12 protein-coding genes are annotated in these 14,223 nt (G+C 62.0%); 8 read left to right on the top strand and 4 right to left on the bottom strand.

Features of this window, described 5'->3' with window-relative positions; translation table 11 throughout:
- Positions 1-150: 150 nt before the first annotated feature.
- A complete protein-coding gene (locus QMK17_RS20930; protein WP_283511226.1) occupies positions 151-849 on the bottom strand; it encodes a GAF domain-containing protein in 699 nt (232 codons plus the stop codon).
- A gap of 129 nt (positions 850-978) precedes the next feature.
- Here QMK17_RS20930 and QMK17_RS20925 point away from each other — a divergent pair, with 129 nt between their 5' ends.
- Together QMK17_RS20925 and QMK17_RS20920 are read left to right on the top strand one after the other, a co-directional pair.
- Positions 979-2,094 carry a beta-xylosidase gene (locus tag QMK17_RS20925; protein ID WP_283511225.1) on the top strand — a complete coding sequence of 372 codons (1,116 nt, stop codon included), beginning with the start codon at positions 979-981 and terminating at the stop codon, positions 2,092-2,094.
- Between the two features lie 56 nt (positions 2,095-2,150).
- Positions 2,151-2,783 carry an MSMEG_1061 family FMN-dependent PPOX-type flavoprotein gene (locus QMK17_RS20920; protein WP_283511224.1) on the top strand — a complete coding sequence of 211 codons (633 nt, stop codon included), beginning with the start codon at positions 2,151-2,153 and terminating at the stop codon, positions 2,781-2,783.
- Positions 2,784-2,800: 17 nt separating this feature from the next.
- Here QMK17_RS20920 and QMK17_RS20915 read toward each other — a convergent pair whose 3' ends face one another.
- Positions 2,801-3,448, bottom strand: coding sequence for a TetR/AcrR family transcriptional regulator (locus QMK17_RS20915; RefSeq protein WP_283511223.1), 648 nt, complete (start codon positions 3,446-3,448; stop codon positions 2,801-2,803).
- A gap of 54 nt (positions 3,449-3,502) precedes the next feature.
- Positions 3,503-5,005, bottom strand: coding sequence for a PucR family transcriptional regulator (locus tag QMK17_RS20910; RefSeq protein ID WP_283511222.1), 1,503 nt, complete (start codon positions 5,003-5,005; stop codon positions 3,503-3,505).
- 113 nt (positions 5,006-5,118) lie between these two features.
- On the opposite strand from QMK17_RS20910, the gene QMK17_RS20905 reads away from it, so the two are divergent.
- Genes QMK17_RS20905 through QMK17_RS20880 form a run of 6 tightly spaced genes read left to right on the top strand, consistent with a single transcriptional unit; the run spans position 5,119 to position 12,694 of the window.
- On the top strand, positions 5,119-5,985 hold the full coding sequence (locus tag QMK17_RS20905) for an FAD binding domain-containing protein (RefSeq protein WP_283511221.1): 867 nt from the start codon (positions 5,119-5,121) through the stop codon (positions 5,983-5,985).
- On the top strand, positions 5,985-6,458 hold the full coding sequence (locus QMK17_RS20900) for a (2Fe-2S)-binding protein (protein WP_283511220.1): 474 nt from the start codon (positions 5,985-5,987) through the stop codon (positions 6,456-6,458). Before QMK17_RS20905 ends, QMK17_RS20900 begins: the two co-directional genes overlap by 1 nt.
- Positions 6,455-7,810 (top strand): 8-oxoguanine deaminase, encoded by a 1,356-nt coding sequence (locus QMK17_RS20895; RefSeq protein ID WP_283511219.1) that lies wholly within the window; start codon positions 6,455-6,457, stop codon positions 7,808-7,810. The genes QMK17_RS20900 and QMK17_RS20895 overlap by 4 nt, the downstream gene beginning before the upstream one ends.
- A complete protein-coding gene (locus QMK17_RS20890) occupies positions 7,807-10,146 on the top strand; it encodes a molybdopterin cofactor-binding domain-containing protein (RefSeq protein ID WP_283511218.1) in 2,340 nt (779 codons plus the stop codon). Before QMK17_RS20895 ends, QMK17_RS20890 begins: the two co-directional genes overlap by 4 nt.
- A gap of 26 nt (positions 10,147-10,172) precedes the next feature.
- Positions 10,173-11,615 (top strand): NCS2 family permease, encoded by a 1,443-nt coding sequence (locus tag QMK17_RS20885; RefSeq protein WP_283511217.1) that lies wholly within the window; start codon positions 10,173-10,175, stop codon positions 11,613-11,615.
- Positions 11,615-12,694 (top strand): XdhC family protein, encoded by a 1,080-nt coding sequence (locus QMK17_RS20880; protein ID WP_283511216.1) that lies wholly within the window; start codon positions 11,615-11,617, stop codon positions 12,692-12,694. The genes QMK17_RS20885 and QMK17_RS20880 overlap by 1 nt, the downstream gene beginning before the upstream one ends.
- On the opposite strand, the gene QMK17_RS20875 is transcribed toward QMK17_RS20880, so the two are convergent.
- Entirely contained in the window at positions 12,691-13,929 is a 1,239-nt protein-coding gene (locus QMK17_RS20875; protein ID WP_283511215.1) for an HNH endonuclease, read from the bottom strand. The two genes, QMK17_RS20880 and QMK17_RS20875, sit on opposite strands and share 4 nt — an antisense overlap.
- Positions 13,930-14,223: the final 294 nt, after the last annotated feature.

Below are 14,223 nucleotides of genomic sequence, written 5' to 3'. Positions count from 1 at the left end.
TTGGGACCTAGTTCGCGTTCCAAGCATGGGTAAAGGCTAGCCCAGTCCGTAATCCCGGGTAGTCATTTGTTTTATCGATCGCGTTACGAAAAACAACCGGTTTGCTGTTTCTGCGCGGAAATTCGGGTGCCGAATATTGTTTCGATATCTTCAGCCGAATATTCGTTCGCGAACAATCCACGCAAGGTCCTGAAGGATTTGTTGGTGGCCGATTGTCCACGCTCGTGGCTGTTGGTCCCAGACACACAATGTCCCGACGGTGAGACCCTCATCGTCCTTCAGTGGAACTCCCATATATGAAATCGCAAGCCCGCCGAGTACTGCGGGGTGGTTCTTCAGGGTTTCATTGAGCCGGGCATCTTCGACGATCAGTGGTCGCCCATCGTCGACCACGTACTGGCACATGGTCTGATGGACATCGACCTCACGCGCCTCCTCCAGCTCCGGTGGCAAGCCGACGGCGCTCTTGAAGAACTGACGAGTCTGATCGATGAGCGAGACTGCGGCATTCGGAACCATCAGCGAGTCTGCCACCATCCTGACCAGAAGATCGTAGCTATCCTCGCGGGGTGAATCCATGAGCCCAGTCTTCGCGACAGCCTCGAGCCGTGCTGGGTCGTTCAGCGCACGTTCGGGTTGCTCCGTCTCTGATGGTGTCTCGATTCGGACGTCCTCGAGATGCCTCAACAATCGACCCAGTTCGGATCCATCGTCTTCGGTCAACTCCAGCACGAGCCTCTTCACGACTGCGCGCCTGACGTACGCCTCGGGAGACTCTCCGGCCTTTTCGGCTTGCTGCGCGAGAATCTCGTTGAGTCGGTCGTCGAAACCGGGAACAACATCAGTCATTTTTCCGATGGTAATGCAGTTGTCGCGTACCAACTGATTCATTCGGGTGGCGCATGCCTGTCACGTTCGGAAAGCACTATATGTCGATCGAATGGTTTCGAGCGGTGCGAATGCTGTTATATTCTGTCGATGTTTCGGCGCGCACCGCTGAGCGTGCGGCTGACGCTGATCGCTCTGGCTGTTTCTATCGTTTCCCTCACGTCGATGGCGCCGTCCGTGTCGGCGGCGCCCGTCCCTGCCGACGGGCGGTGTTCCGATATGTCCTCTGCGCCTCTCATCGGTGGATCCCCCGGTGCGACTCTCGGCGGGCTCTCGGACGCGGATCTCGATCGCGAACTCACCCTCGCGAGGAACGCAGGGATGTTCGGTGTTCGCGTCGATATCGACTGGTCGAACATCGAGGCTGTCCGCGGCCGCTTCAACTGGACCAACACGGACAGAGTGCTCAACGCAATCGTATCGCACGGGATGTGTCCGCTCGGCATCATCGGCTACACACCTCAGTGGGCGAGGGTGGCGGCGGCGGTGGGGGATTCGCATTCCCGACCTGCCGATCCGGCAATCTATGCAGCGTTCGTCGGCACGGTGGTACAACGCTACCTCGCCCACATGAATCTGTGGGAGGTGTGGAACGAGCCGAACATCGTCGGATTTTTCAAGCCTCAGCCGGACGTCACGGCATACTCGCTCATGCTTCGAGCCGCGTATCAGAAGATCAAGGCCCTGCAACCGAATTCGACTGTGCTGTCCGGCGGTTTGGCGCCCGCAACGAACAACGGCATCAACATCGATCCGACGACGTACCTACAGCAGATGTATCAACTTGGTGCCAACGCCTACTTCGACGACTTCAACCTTCATCCCTACACGTATCCAGCACTCCCCAACGATCCGAGTACAGCGTCGTGGAACACCGCGATGAAACTGTGGCCGATGCGCGACGTCATGGTTGCGGGCGGCGACACCGCGAAACAAATCTGGCTCACCGAGTTCGGCGCCCCTACCGGAACCGCGCCGAATGCAGTATCCGAACAGGGACAGTCGGACACGGTCGGAATCATCATGGACGCTGTGCTCGGAAACTCTTGGATCGGTCCCGCTTTCGTCTACAGCACCCGGGATTCTGGAACAAACGTGGCCGATTCCGAGCAGAACTTCGGGCTCTTGCGCCGCGACTTCTTGCCGAAACTCGCATACGGCAGGGTCCGCGACTTCACTGCCGGACACCCGCCCCCTGAGACTTGACACCGTTCCAGAAACTGCCGTGACATCATGCTTCGATGCTTGTTAGTGTCCCTTTCATGGCATGGGACGAGATTCGCGACGCAGAGGAACTGACCGCGATGTTCGGGACACCGAGTGATCGCGCCGCGAACAAGGATCGGATCGCACTACATCCGCTCGACGTGCAATGGCTGTCCAAATCCCCGTTCTGCCTCATCGGCACATCCGACGACTCGGGCCGATGCGATGTATCTCCCAAGGGTGATCCTGCAGGCCAACTGGTCCATGTGCTGGATGAGAAGACCATTGCCATCGCTGAACGTCCCGGCAACAAGCGAATGGACGGGTATCGAAATGTCCTGCTCAATCCTTTCGTCGGGATCAACTTCTTCATTCCGGGTCGAGGAGACACTCTCCGCGTCAACGGCGCCGCCCGACTGATCAAGGACGCGCCGTTCTTCGACGGTATGAAAGTCAAGGGGCACAGGCCGATTCTGTGCCTCGTGATCGACGTCGAACAGGTTTTCTTCCACTGCGCCAAGGCATTCATGCGATCGCGCCTGTGGGAGCCGCAGACGTGGGATCCCGCCGTGATGCCCACCGTTGCGGCCATCACCAAGGCCGTGATGCCGAATTCGCCGGAAACCATCACCGAGCTGGAGCAGTACTACGGCGCCTCGTATGAACAGCAGCTCTACCAGCCGCAGTAGGCGCCGAGCGGCCTCGGTCAGTCGAGACGGCCGAATGCGACCGCGCCGAGGATGGTGTGTGCCCCGGCGATGACGCCGTCCAGCGGTTCGGAATCGGGGGCGAGCAACCATTGCTGGGTCATCATGAGGACTGCACCGACCAGCCCCACCGCCAATGTTCGACGGTTGGGCCCGGCGAGGCCTCTTGCCGTACCGACAGAGTCGGCAACTGCCAGCACCGCGTCGACGAACAGTGACGTTGTTTGCCGGTACAACGCATCGACCTCCGTCGATACACCGAGAACTTCGAGCAGTACGATGCGAGCGGAACGGGGATCGTCGGCGATTGCCTCGAAGAAGTTCGACAACGCAGCCTGCAGCACTTCCTCGGCAGTCATCGAGCTTTCCGCCGAGGGTGCGTGGATACCGCTGAGCATGGTGGTCGTGGCTCGCCGATACACCGTTGTCAGTAGATCTTCGCTGCTCTCGAACGACTCGTAGAAGTACCGCTTGGTCAATCCGGCAGTCGAACAGATGCGGTCGATCGATGCCGATCGGAAGCCGCTTGTCCCGAATATCTCGACCGCGGCATCGAGAAGCTGTTCGCGCCGCAGCTCACGACGTTCTTCCGGGGAGGAGCCGCGGTACGGGCGACCCGGGGCGGTGCCGGTCTCGGAAGTGCTCACCAAGCGATCTTGACACTGATCGGTATCAGATGGGAAGTCGCAGGCGACTTCGTCTCACGTGAGCCGAAGCGCGAGGTAGAACTCGACCCGGTCCTCCAGTCGAGAAAGATCACGTCCGGTCAATTCTTCGACACGTTGGATGCGGTAGCGGACCGAGTTGACGTGCAGGTGCATCAACTCCGCGCATTTGGTCCACGATCCGTTGGTGTCCAGAAACGCCGACAACGTCGCGATCAGATCGCTCTTGTGGACAGCGTCGTAACCTGAGAGCGGAGTGAGCAGGCGAGAGCGAAACATGTGCCGTACATCGTCGGGAACTCCCGCCAGAAGCAGTACCAGCGTAGCGAGTTCGTCATGACCGACCACATAGCGGTCGTCGTTGCGACGCGCGGCGAGCTGACGGGCATGCCGGGCTTCCTCGACAGCGCTGCGGATGTCTCGTGCAGCCACGAGGCTACTGACTCCGACGGACAGTCCCGTGCCGACGAGCCCAGCAGCGAGGATGTCCACCGTTGCCTCGATGGACGGGGTCAAGTCTGTCTCGGCGGGCACGATCGCAACCACTTCACCGTCGATGATCCCCACTGCCGCAGACGGATCGGCCGAAATTTCGCGGACCAACTGCCGCACCTCGCCGAGCCGGAGAAGAGTTTCGGACACGGCTGCGGCGATGGCAATATAGCGAGATCGGTGCGGAAGTCCGACTATGTGCAGCTGCTGCGCGATGTCCGACGCACTTGCTCCCTCGCACACCGCGCGAACAAGTTCCTGCGCGAGAATTCCGGTTCCGCTCAGTCGGTCGTCGGATCGCACGCGTTCGGCCGCGACGATCGACGACAACTGCTCGGCAAGTGCTAAACGCTCCGAATGCCAGGTTTGCCAATCGCTTCGAACGGCAAGGAACCAGTCGACGACCCTCGCTGTCGAGTCGTTGTCGACCGGTAGCAGGGAAATGCCGAACTTCTCCACATAGTGGGGAAGCCGCCTGGCCGTAAGGAATTCGCGAGCAAGGTACACCGGATCGGCAAGATCACCCTGTCCGGCCACCACGCGCCCCGAGGCCGTCAGCACCCAGCACTCCATTCCGAGTTCGCTGCCGACCAATTCGAGAAGAGGACCCATGCCGCCGGGGCCGGTCGTGGCGACGAGGCGTTGGTGGCGGTCCAACACGGCCTTGAGATCGGAAGTCCTGGCTGTGGACAGCCGTCGCACAACGCTCTCGGTGATGGTCGCGAACGCGATGTCCGCCGAGACCCGAAACAATGGAAGTCCGTGTTCACGGCACGCATCGATCAGGTCCTCGGGGACGAGACCGCCCTCCGAGGCGGCCAAGGCTGCCACCCCTGCTTTGGCGACCGAGGAGACGAAGGCGAAAGAATCGGCAGGCTGCGTCCGCCACATCATTCCGGTGAGAACGAGTTCTCCGCCGGTCAGATAGCGGCTCGGGTCGAGCATGTCGGTGGTCACCACCCACCGGATCACCGGATCGAAATGCTCCGGGGCCACTATCTGCTGCAGCTTCAGATCGGATAATCCGAGCAAATCGTGCAGTCTCACGACGTATCGACCTCACTATTTGTAGGAACATCCAGAACCTACACTGTGATCGCCGTCATAGTTCGTTGTTCCTGTCCCTCGTTCGGTAGCTCTCTCGCAGCTGTACTGGGAGCATGGAATTCTTGAGGCCACAGACCTGGGCCGATGCACTGGCGGCCAAAGCCGAAGACGTCGACGCAGTCCCCATTCAAGGCGGCACCGACGTCATGGTGGAGTTGAATTTCGATGTGCATCGACCTGGTGCGCTGCTCGATCTGAACCCCATCGAGGAACTGAACACCTGGCACGAACTACCCGACGGCACTCTCCGCGTCGGCGCAGGCGTTCCCTATGTACGGATCATCGCCGAGCTCGGTGATCGACTCCCGGGAATCGCGCAGGCATCTCGGACCGTCGGTTCGCCGCAGATTCGCAACAGAGGAACCGTCGGTGGCAACCTTGGAGGTGCGTCGCCTGCCGGTGATCTGCACGCGCCGCTGCTGGCCGCGGGAGCGGTTGTCGAGGTCGAGTCGGCTTCGCGTGGTACTCGGATGATCCCGGCCGCCGAGTTCTACGTGGGCGTCAAGCGAAACTCGTGCGAGTCGGACGAGCTGATCCGCGCCTTCCACGTCCGACCCGCCGCCGGACCCCAGTATTTTTCGAAGATCGGTACACGAAACGCGATGGTCATTGCAGTCTGCTCCTTCTCGATCGCTCTCTTTCCCGGTGAGCGGCGGGTGGGTACCGGCTTGGGATCCGCTGCGCCGACGCCGAGGCGGGCCTATGCTGCCGAGGAATTCCTTGCCGCAGAACTCGACTGGTCCGGTGTACTCGATCACCGAGTGGCCGAACGATTCGGCGCATTGGTTTCGGAAGCGGCGAGCCCCATCGACGATGTTCGCGGCACTGCGAACTACCGCAGGCACGCGCTTTCGGTCATGGCGAGACGAACTCTCGGATGGGCATGTGCAGACCTCGACAACAAAGGAAAGGCAGCCTGATGCGCGTCAAGTGCACGGTCAACGGTAAGGATCTGGAAGCCGACGACGTCTGGGAGGGTGAGAGCCTGCTGTATCTGCTCCGGGAGCGCATGGGTCTTCCCGGCTCGAAGAATGCATGCGAACAGGGCGAATGTGGTTCGTGCACGGTCTATCTCGACGGTCTACCGGCCTGCGCGTGCCTGGTGGCGGCCGGGCAGGTGGAGGGCCGTCAAGTTCGCACGGTGGAAGGGCTCGCCGACGGTGATCGCCTCGACCCGATGCAGGAAGCGTTCGTCGAGTGTGGCGCTGTTCAGTGCGGATTCTGCACCCCTGGTCTCGTCGTGCAGGCACATGACCTGATCGAACGTGTACCGGACCCGTCCGATGCAGAGATCCGTGAATCGCTCGCGGGAAACCTGTGCCGCTGCACGGGATACGAAAAAATACTCGATGCGGTACGACTCGCTGCAACCCGAAAGGCCGAATCCCGATGACTGTGACCATCATTCACAATGCGTATGTAGCCCCGATCGTCGGTCACGAGATTCCCGGTGGGTATGTGGTGATCGAGGACGGGATGATCACCGCACTGGGATCGGGGCCCGCGCCCGCATTCGAGGGCGCCGAAACGATCGACGCCAAGGGTGGACTCCTGACTCCCGGTCTGGTGAACACCCACCACCACCTCTACCAGTGGGCATCGCAGGGACTGGCGAAGGACAACACGTTGTTCGAGTGGCTCGTCGCTTTGTACAAGCCCTGGTCGAAAATGGACGCCGAGGTCGTGGGCGGCGCTGCGGCGGCAGGGTTGGGATGGCTGGCGAAGTCGGGTTGTACCACCACGACCGACCACCACTACATCTTCCCCAAGGATCGGGGAGATCTGTTTGCCGCCGAGATAGATGCCGCTCGTCGCATCGGCGTCCGTTTTCAGCCGTGCCGAGGCTCGATGGACCGCGGTGTTTCCGACGGTGGGCTGCCGCCGGACGAGGTGGTCGAAAGTCTCGACGACATCCTCACGGCCACCGCCGATGCAATCGACACCTATCACGACAGCTCGTTCGGATCGATGCTGCGGATTGCTGTCGCGCCGTGTTCACCGTTCTCCATCAGCAAGGATCTGCTGGTCGAATCTGCGACGTTGGCGCGATCCAAGGGGGTCCGGTTGCACACGCATCTCGCCGAAACGATGGACGAAGAAGAGCACTGTCTGGCCCAGATGGGCTGCACACCTGTCGAATACATGGAGCAGGTCGGTTGGCTCGGTGACGATGTCTGGTTCGCGCACGCGGTCCACCTGCACGACTCCGACATCGCAAAGATGGCGGCGACCGGAACCGGCACCGCGCACTGCCCGAGCTCGAATGCACGTTTGGGAGCCGGAATTGCGCGGGTATCGGACCTGCTCGCTGCGGGTGCACCGGTAGGACTCGGCGTCGACGGCAGTGCTTCGGCCGAGATGGTGCCGTTGGCAGGGGAAGTTCGTCAGGCGATGTACATGCAGCGGGCCAAGTACGGACCGACTGCCTTGACGGCTCGTCAGGCTCTCGAAATCGGGACGCTCGGCGGAGCAACGGTGCTCGGTCGCCAGGAGGAGATCGGATCCATCGAGGTGGGGAAGATCGCAGACCTTGCGCTGTGGAGGACCGACGGTTTCTACTCTGCAGTGGACGATCCGATCGTTGCGTTCGCCTACGGCCAGACCCCGCCGCTGGCGCGGCTGATGGTCGGCGGAAGAACCATCGTCGAGGACGACGTGTTGGTCAGTGCCCCGCAGGACGCAGTGGCGCGTGAAGGTGTCGACGCACACCGCCGGCTGATGGAACTAGCAAAGGATGTCCTGTGAGCGCGCCGACACAAGCCCCGTTGAAACAAACCCCGTTGAAGGCTCCCGCCGACATCGCGGCCCCTGGCCGAGGACGAGTCGGAGACAGCCCACTGCGACCGGACGGAAACCTCAAAGTAAAGGGCGAGTTCGCGTACTCTTCGGACCTGTTCATCGACGGAATGCTCTGGGGTGCAACGCTACGCAGTCCGCACCCACGTGCTCGTATCGTCTCGGTCGACATCTCGCAGGCTCTCGTCACGCCCGGGGTCGAAGCGGTCCTGACACACGAGGATGTACCGGGCCGCAAGTGCTTCGGTCTCGATAACACCTGGGATCAGCCCGTTCTCGCGTTCGACGAGGTCCGTCACGAGGGGGAGCCGATCGCCCTGATCGCCGCAGATCACCCCGAAACGGCGCGCCGGGCGATGGAAAAGATCGTCGTCGAGTACGAGGTACTCGAACCACTGACCGATGCCAGGCGTGCTGCGCTGGATCCGACATATCCGTTCGTGCAGGAGCGCGGGGGAGTGGTGCGGCATCAGCCGGTGCGGGTGGGCGATGTGGCGGCCGCGAAAGTAGCGGCCGATGTTGTTGTCAGCAGCGAATTCTCGGTCGGTATACAGGATCAGGCATTCCTCGGTCCCGAGTCGGGTCTTGCGATTCCCGGCGAGGACGGCGGCATCGATCTGTATGTAGCCACCCAATGGATGCACAACGACCTCGAACAGATCGGGCCATGTCTGGGGCTTCCGAAGGAGAAGATCCGGATGACTCTGGCAGGAGTCGGCGGAGCATTCGGTGGCCGCGAGGACCTCTCCATGCAGATTCACGCGGCGATGCTGGCGATGCACACGGGTAAACCGGTCAAGATCGTCTACAACCGGTACGAGTCGTTCTTCGGCCACGTCCACCGGCATCCAGCGCAGATGCACTACGAGTACGGCGCGACCCGTGACGGCAAGCTGTTGTACGCGGACGTCGAGATCATTCTCGACGGCGGCGCGTATACCTCTGCGACACTGAATGTCGTCGGAAACGCGGCCTCGCTCGGGGTCGGACCGTACGTCATCCCGAACATCGAGATCGACGCGTACGGTGTCTACACCAACAACCCTCCATGTGGAGCCATGCGAGGATTCGGTGCTGTACAAGCATGTTTCGCGTACGAGTCGATGATGGACAAGCTTGCCGAGGCCTGCGGACTGAGCCCGGTAGAGGTCCGGCAGATCAATGCTGTCAGTCAAGGTTCCATCCTCGCGACCGGACAGGTCATCGAAGCCCCCGCGCCACTCGCGGAGATGCTCGCCCGTGCCGAAGCGATGCCGATGCCGGCCCCCGTCGATGCGTCGGACATTCGGAATCTTCCGGGAGGGGCCTCGCAGACCACGCACGGCGAGGGCGTCGTACGTGGGGTCGGGTACGGAGTCGGCCTCAAGAACATCTGCTTCTCGGAGAATTACGACGACTATTCGACCGCGCGTGTACGGCTCGAGGTGATCGGGGGCGAAGCGACCGCGCTCGTCCACACTGCCGCAGCGGAGGTGGGGCAGGGACTGGTAACTCTGGAGGCTCAAATCGCGCGGACCGAGCTCGGTGTGACCAAGGTGGTCATCCACCCAGCGGATACCAAGGTCGGCAACTCCGGATCGTCCTCGGCGTCGCGGCAGTCCTATATGACCGGTGGTGCAGTCAAGGCTGCCTGCGAGGCCGTTCGAGAAGCAATCTTCGTTCTGGCCGGACTGTACGTCGGACGGGCTGTCTCGGACCTCAGCCTGGACGGCGGCAAGGTCGTCTCGGTCACCGACGGTGTGCTCGCCACGATCGAGGACGTGCTCGGTGAACGGGTGATCGAGCAGACCCGCGAGTTCCATCACCGTCCCACCAGCGGCATGGACCCCGTCACCGGCCAAGGCGCCAGCCACACCCAGCTCGCGCTGTGCGTGCACCGAGCGGTCGTGGATGTCGACGTCGAGCTCGGCCTGGTCAAGGTCGTCGAAATGGCGGCCGTGCAGGACGTCGGCAAGATCCTCAACCGACTCTCGCTCGAAGGCCAGATCCACGGCGGCTCGGCCCAAGGACTCGGCCTCGCCGTCATGGAGGAGATCGTCGTCGTGAACGGGCTCGTGAAGAATCCGTCGTTCACCGATTACCTCATCCCCACCATCCTCGACATGCCGCCCATGAAGCTCGACATCCTGGAAAATGCAGATCCACAGGCGCCGTACGGTCTCCGCGGAGCAGGCGAACCGCCGACTCTGTCGTCGACGCCCGCCGTTGTGGCCGCGATCCGCGATGCAACCGGGCTCGCCTTGACCCGGGTACCGATCCGCCCCGAACACATCGTCAGCAGTTAGTCCCACAGCCCTGGGAGGGCAACATCATGACGCAACTCGAAGAATCCAGCACACACGAACGTAAGCCCCGCCTGTCGCAGATCGACAGATTCTTTTCGATATCCTTACGCGGATCCACCATCTCACGCGAGATACGTGGAGGCGTCACGACATTCGTCGCGATGGCGTACCTGATCGTCCTCATCCCGCTCATCATCGGCGACGCCAAGGACGTCACCGGAGCCACGCTCGATCCAGCCCAGCTGTCGACGATGGTCGCGCTGTCGGCCGGAATCACCACGGTACTCATGGGTGTCATCGGAAATGCACCGCTTGCTATGGCTGCGGGGCTCGGAGTGACCCCGATCGTGGTCTTTCAGGCCGCGCCATACATGACGTGGCCGCAGGCGATGGGGCTGGTTGTACTCGAAGGCGTCGTGATCGTGATCTTCGCATTGACCGGCGTCCGTCAGCTGATCATGGATGCAATACCTTTGGTTTTGAAACAAGCCATCGGCGTCGGCATCGGAGCGTTCATCGCCCTTATCGGCCTCGTCGACGCGGGGTTCGTCGGACACCACGACGCCGCAGCAACGGCAGTGACTCTCGGGACGTTCGGCAAGCTCGCCGGTTGGCCGGTGTTCGTGTTCTGCGTCGGACTCGTGGTGATGATCATGTTGTTCGTCCGCCGCGTCCCTGGAGCCATGCTGATCGGAATCTTCGTTGCGACCAACCTGGCGATTGTTCTGAATGCGTTCATCGATATCGATCCGAAGGCGTGGGGCCCAGTCGTTCCGAAGGTGCCCGATTCCATTGTCGCGACACCGCAATTCGGCTTGTTGTTCGATGTCGATCTATTCGGCGGCTTTGCCAGGGCAGGTGTGGTGACCGCTTCGGTCGTGCTGTTCACGCTGGTGCTGTCGGGGTTCTTCGACGCCATGGGCACGATCCTCGGTGTCGGCGAAGAGGCCGGTCTGGTGGACAAGCAGGGGAAGATGCCGGGGCTCAGCCGAATTCTGACCGTCGACGGTTTCGGGGCCATCTTGGGCGGCGCCATCAACGGCTCGGCGAACACCGCTGTGGTGGAATCGGCGGCCGGCGTCACCGAGGGCGCCCGAACGGGTCTTGCCAGCGTGGTGACCGGAGGGTTGCTCACCAGCTTGATTTTCTTCACTCCATTGGCGGGCGTGGTTCCGGTGGGCGCTGCAGCTCCGGCGCTGGTGCTCGTCGGCGCGCTGATGATGACCCATGTGCGCAAGATCGATTGGGAGAACACCGAGATCGCGATTCCGGCTTTCCTGACGATCGTGTTGATGCCGTTCACTTATTCGATCACCGTCGGTGTTGCGGCAGGCGTGATCGCCTATACCCTCGTTCGGGTGGCGAAAGGTAAAATACGACAGACGCATTGGTTGCTGTACGTGATGAGCGCGATCTTCCTGATCTACTTCGCTCTTCACCCGATCGAAGAGGCACTCGGGATCTCCTGATGAGAGAGATTGCAGCAAGGCTGGCGCGGTGGAACTCCTCCGGGACGCTCTACGCGATTGCCACCGTCGTCTCCGTCTCCGGCAGCGCTCCAAGGCTGCCGGGGGCGGCGATGGCCGTCAACTCCGACGGTGAGGTGGTAGGCAGCGTGTCCGGCGGATGCGTCGAAGGAGCGGTGTACGAGCTGTGCCGCGAAGTACTTGCCAGCGGGGTGTGCGTGCGAACCAGCTTCGGCTACAGCGACGACGACGCCTTCGCGGTTGGGCTGACGTGCGGCGGCATCATCGAGGTATTCGTCTCGCCCGCTGTGCCTTCGGTGATGCTCGACGCGGTCGTCGCCGGTGAACCGATCGCTACTGTCCGAGTTCTCGACGGTTCGGGGAAAGTGCTGATGGTCGGTTCGCGCGGTGTGTCGGGCACAACAGGATTCTCGGATGTCGATTCGGTAGTGGTGGACGAGGCGATCGCGATGCTCGATTCCGGAAGCACGGGGATTCGATCGGTGCGTTGCCGGCCGGACCTGGAGGTGTTCGTCCAGTCCTATGCGACACGACCAAGCCTGTTGATCTTCGGTGCAATCGACTATGCGGGTGCCCTCGCCCGGCTGGGAAAATTCCTCGGCTACCGGGTAACCGTGTGCGATGCCCGGCCAGTCTTTGCCACGAGGTCTCGATTCCCGGACGCGAACGAAGTAGTCGTGGAATGGCCGCACAGCTACCTGGCCCGGACGCCGGTGGATTCCCGGACCGTCGTGTGTGTGCTCACCCACGACGCGAAATTCGATGTGCCGCTCCTGGAGGTCGCACTGCGGTTGCCGGTGGCCTTCGTCGGCGCGATGGGTTCGCGGCGTACACATCTCGACCGACTGGCACGACTGCGCGAGGTCGGTCTCACCGATGTCGAGCTGTCGCGCCTACGTTCACCTATCGGCCTCGATCTGGGCGCCAGGACACCGGAGGAGACCGCCGTCGCCATCGCCGCGGAGTTCGTTGCCGTGCGGCGAGGGGGAAGTGGGATGCCGCTGCTGGGCTCGGACGGGCCGATTCATCATGATGCGCAGGAAGCCCACGCTTCGGCCTAGGCCGCCCGCTCCCAGTTTCGGATAAGTACGTCCGTGGCGAAACTGAGGTCCAGTCCTTCGCCCTGCCAGTCCGGGACTATCGCGTCACTCTCGATCAGCTTGTATCGGTCGTCGAATTCCTCCGAATCGCCGCTCGCGGCAGGCGCATACAGGACTTCTCGGCCGTCGGAATGACGGAACGCGAACTGTTGATCGCCGCGTGCGGTGATTGTGAAGTAGCCGTCGTGCAAGGCCCGGTGGTGCTCGCTGCACATCATCACCACATTCTCGAGATCCGTCTCACCCCCACGTGAGTGATAGTGCACGTGATGGGCATTGAGGAACCGCACCCGCCCACACCCGGGGACGACGCAGCATCGGTCCCGCATCAACAACGCCCGCAGTTGCAACCGGCTCGGTGTCCGCGCTGTGGTACTCCATGAAATCGTCTTGCCCAGCGCCCCGTGGTTGACGGTCCGCATCGTCGCATCGCACAGCACCTCCGCCAGCGACTCCGCATCGAGCCCGGGCCCATCGTCGAGGTGGGCGTGCGTGGTGGCGGGATCTACGTGCACGATGACCTCCGCCGCCGGTGAGGCCACTGGAGACTCCAGCCCAGCGCACACCATCTGCGCTATCGCCGTCAACGCGGGCACGATGTTCCGCGGTGCAGGCGCAGCGGCGTCGACGTCGAGTTCGGGATCGGTTCGGGTCCGTTCGTACTCCGCCCGCGTCAACGCAGCCAAGAACCGGGCTCCGTCCTCGGGGCGCAACCGTGCGTTGATCACCAGTGATCCGTCGTCCTCGTCCCAGCGCCATCGACCTCCGTATCTTTCTTCGTCGAGGTCGTTGTTTTTCGTAGGTCTCCGTGCGGCCAGCAAACCCCGGCACAGCCTGTCGATGTGCGCGGCCGGTGCTTCGAGTGCCAGACGCAACAAGGTTTGTTCGTTCTTCTGATCGGCGACCCTGGTGATCGCTCTGACCTTGGAATACGACACCCGGCCATGCGCGAATGCCTCCGCGATGAGCGGGAGGCTCACCAACGCCCGTGCAACCCGGACATGCTCACGCGCAGTGTGCAGGGACACGCCTGCTTTCCAGGACAACCAGTGAGAGCAGGAGTGCAGTTGCCAGCCGGCCCAGCCGCGCCGTTGGTCGAAGTCGGCCAGCAGCAACAGATACCGCGCCGTTGCCGCTGCTATCTGACCGGAGAGTGCGCAGATCTCGCTTTCGAGTTCCTCGATCGGTCGCTCCATATCTTCGACCGCCGGTTCCGCTGGTTGGTCCGTGTTCCTGACGACTGCTACATGCATTCGAGCCCCTCGATTCGAACTGATGTTCTATGAGGAGAGGCTAGTGGTAAGCACCGACAGGTTCCGGAAACCAGAAAAGCGTCCCCGCGGGGACGCTTTTCACGGTGATGTGAATCACCCTAGGTTTGATGCCGCTTCCTTCTGAGTCAGGAAGGATGAGCACATGCCCAAGAAAATCGATCCAGAGGTCCGTGCGAGGGCCCTGCGGTTGCTGGAAGCACACGGAGCGGAATACGC

Origin of the sequence: Rhodococcus sp. G-MC3 (genome assembly GCF_030063335.1) — a bacterium.
In the GTDB taxonomy this organism is placed as follows: domain Bacteria; phylum Actinomycetota; class Actinomycetes; order Mycobacteriales; family Mycobacteriaceae; genus Rhodococcoides.
The sequence above is the reverse complement of the archived record's forward strand: the minus strand, read 5'-3'. Positions and strand labels throughout refer to the sequence as shown.

Bases quoted from the DNA above. Each gene is read 5' to 3' on its own strand.
- QMK17_RS20885 (WP_283511217.1), top strand. From the start codon at position 10,173: ATGACGCAACTCGAAGAATCCAGCACACACGAACGTAAGCCCCGCCTG.
- QMK17_RS20900 (WP_283511220.1), top strand. From the start codon at position 5,985: ATGCGCGTCAAGTGCACGGTCAACGGTAAGGATCTGGAAGCCGACGAC.
- QMK17_RS20930 (WP_283511226.1), bottom strand. From the start codon at position 849: ATGACTGATGTTGTTCCCGGTTTCGACGACCGACTCAACGAGATTCTC.
- QMK17_RS20925 (WP_283511225.1), top strand. From the start codon at position 979: ATGTTTCGGCGCGCACCGCTGAGCGTGCGGCTGACGCTGATCGCTCTG.
- QMK17_RS20905 (WP_283511221.1), top strand. From the start codon at position 5,119: ATGGAATTCTTGAGGCCACAGACCTGGGCCGATGCACTGGCGGCCAAA.
- QMK17_RS20920 (WP_283511224.1), top strand. From the start codon at position 2,151: ATGGCATGGGACGAGATTCGCGACGCAGAGGAACTGACCGCGATGTTC.
- QMK17_RS20895 (WP_283511219.1), top strand. From the start codon at position 6,455: ATGACTGTGACCATCATTCACAATGCGTATGTAGCCCCGATCGTCGGT.
- QMK17_RS20875 (WP_283511215.1), bottom strand. From the start codon at position 13,929: ATGGAGCGACCGATCGAGGAACTCGAAAGCGAGATCTGCGCACTCTCC.
- QMK17_RS20880 (WP_283511216.1), top strand. From the start codon at position 11,615: ATGAGAGAGATTGCAGCAAGGCTGGCGCGGTGGAACTCCTCCGGGACG.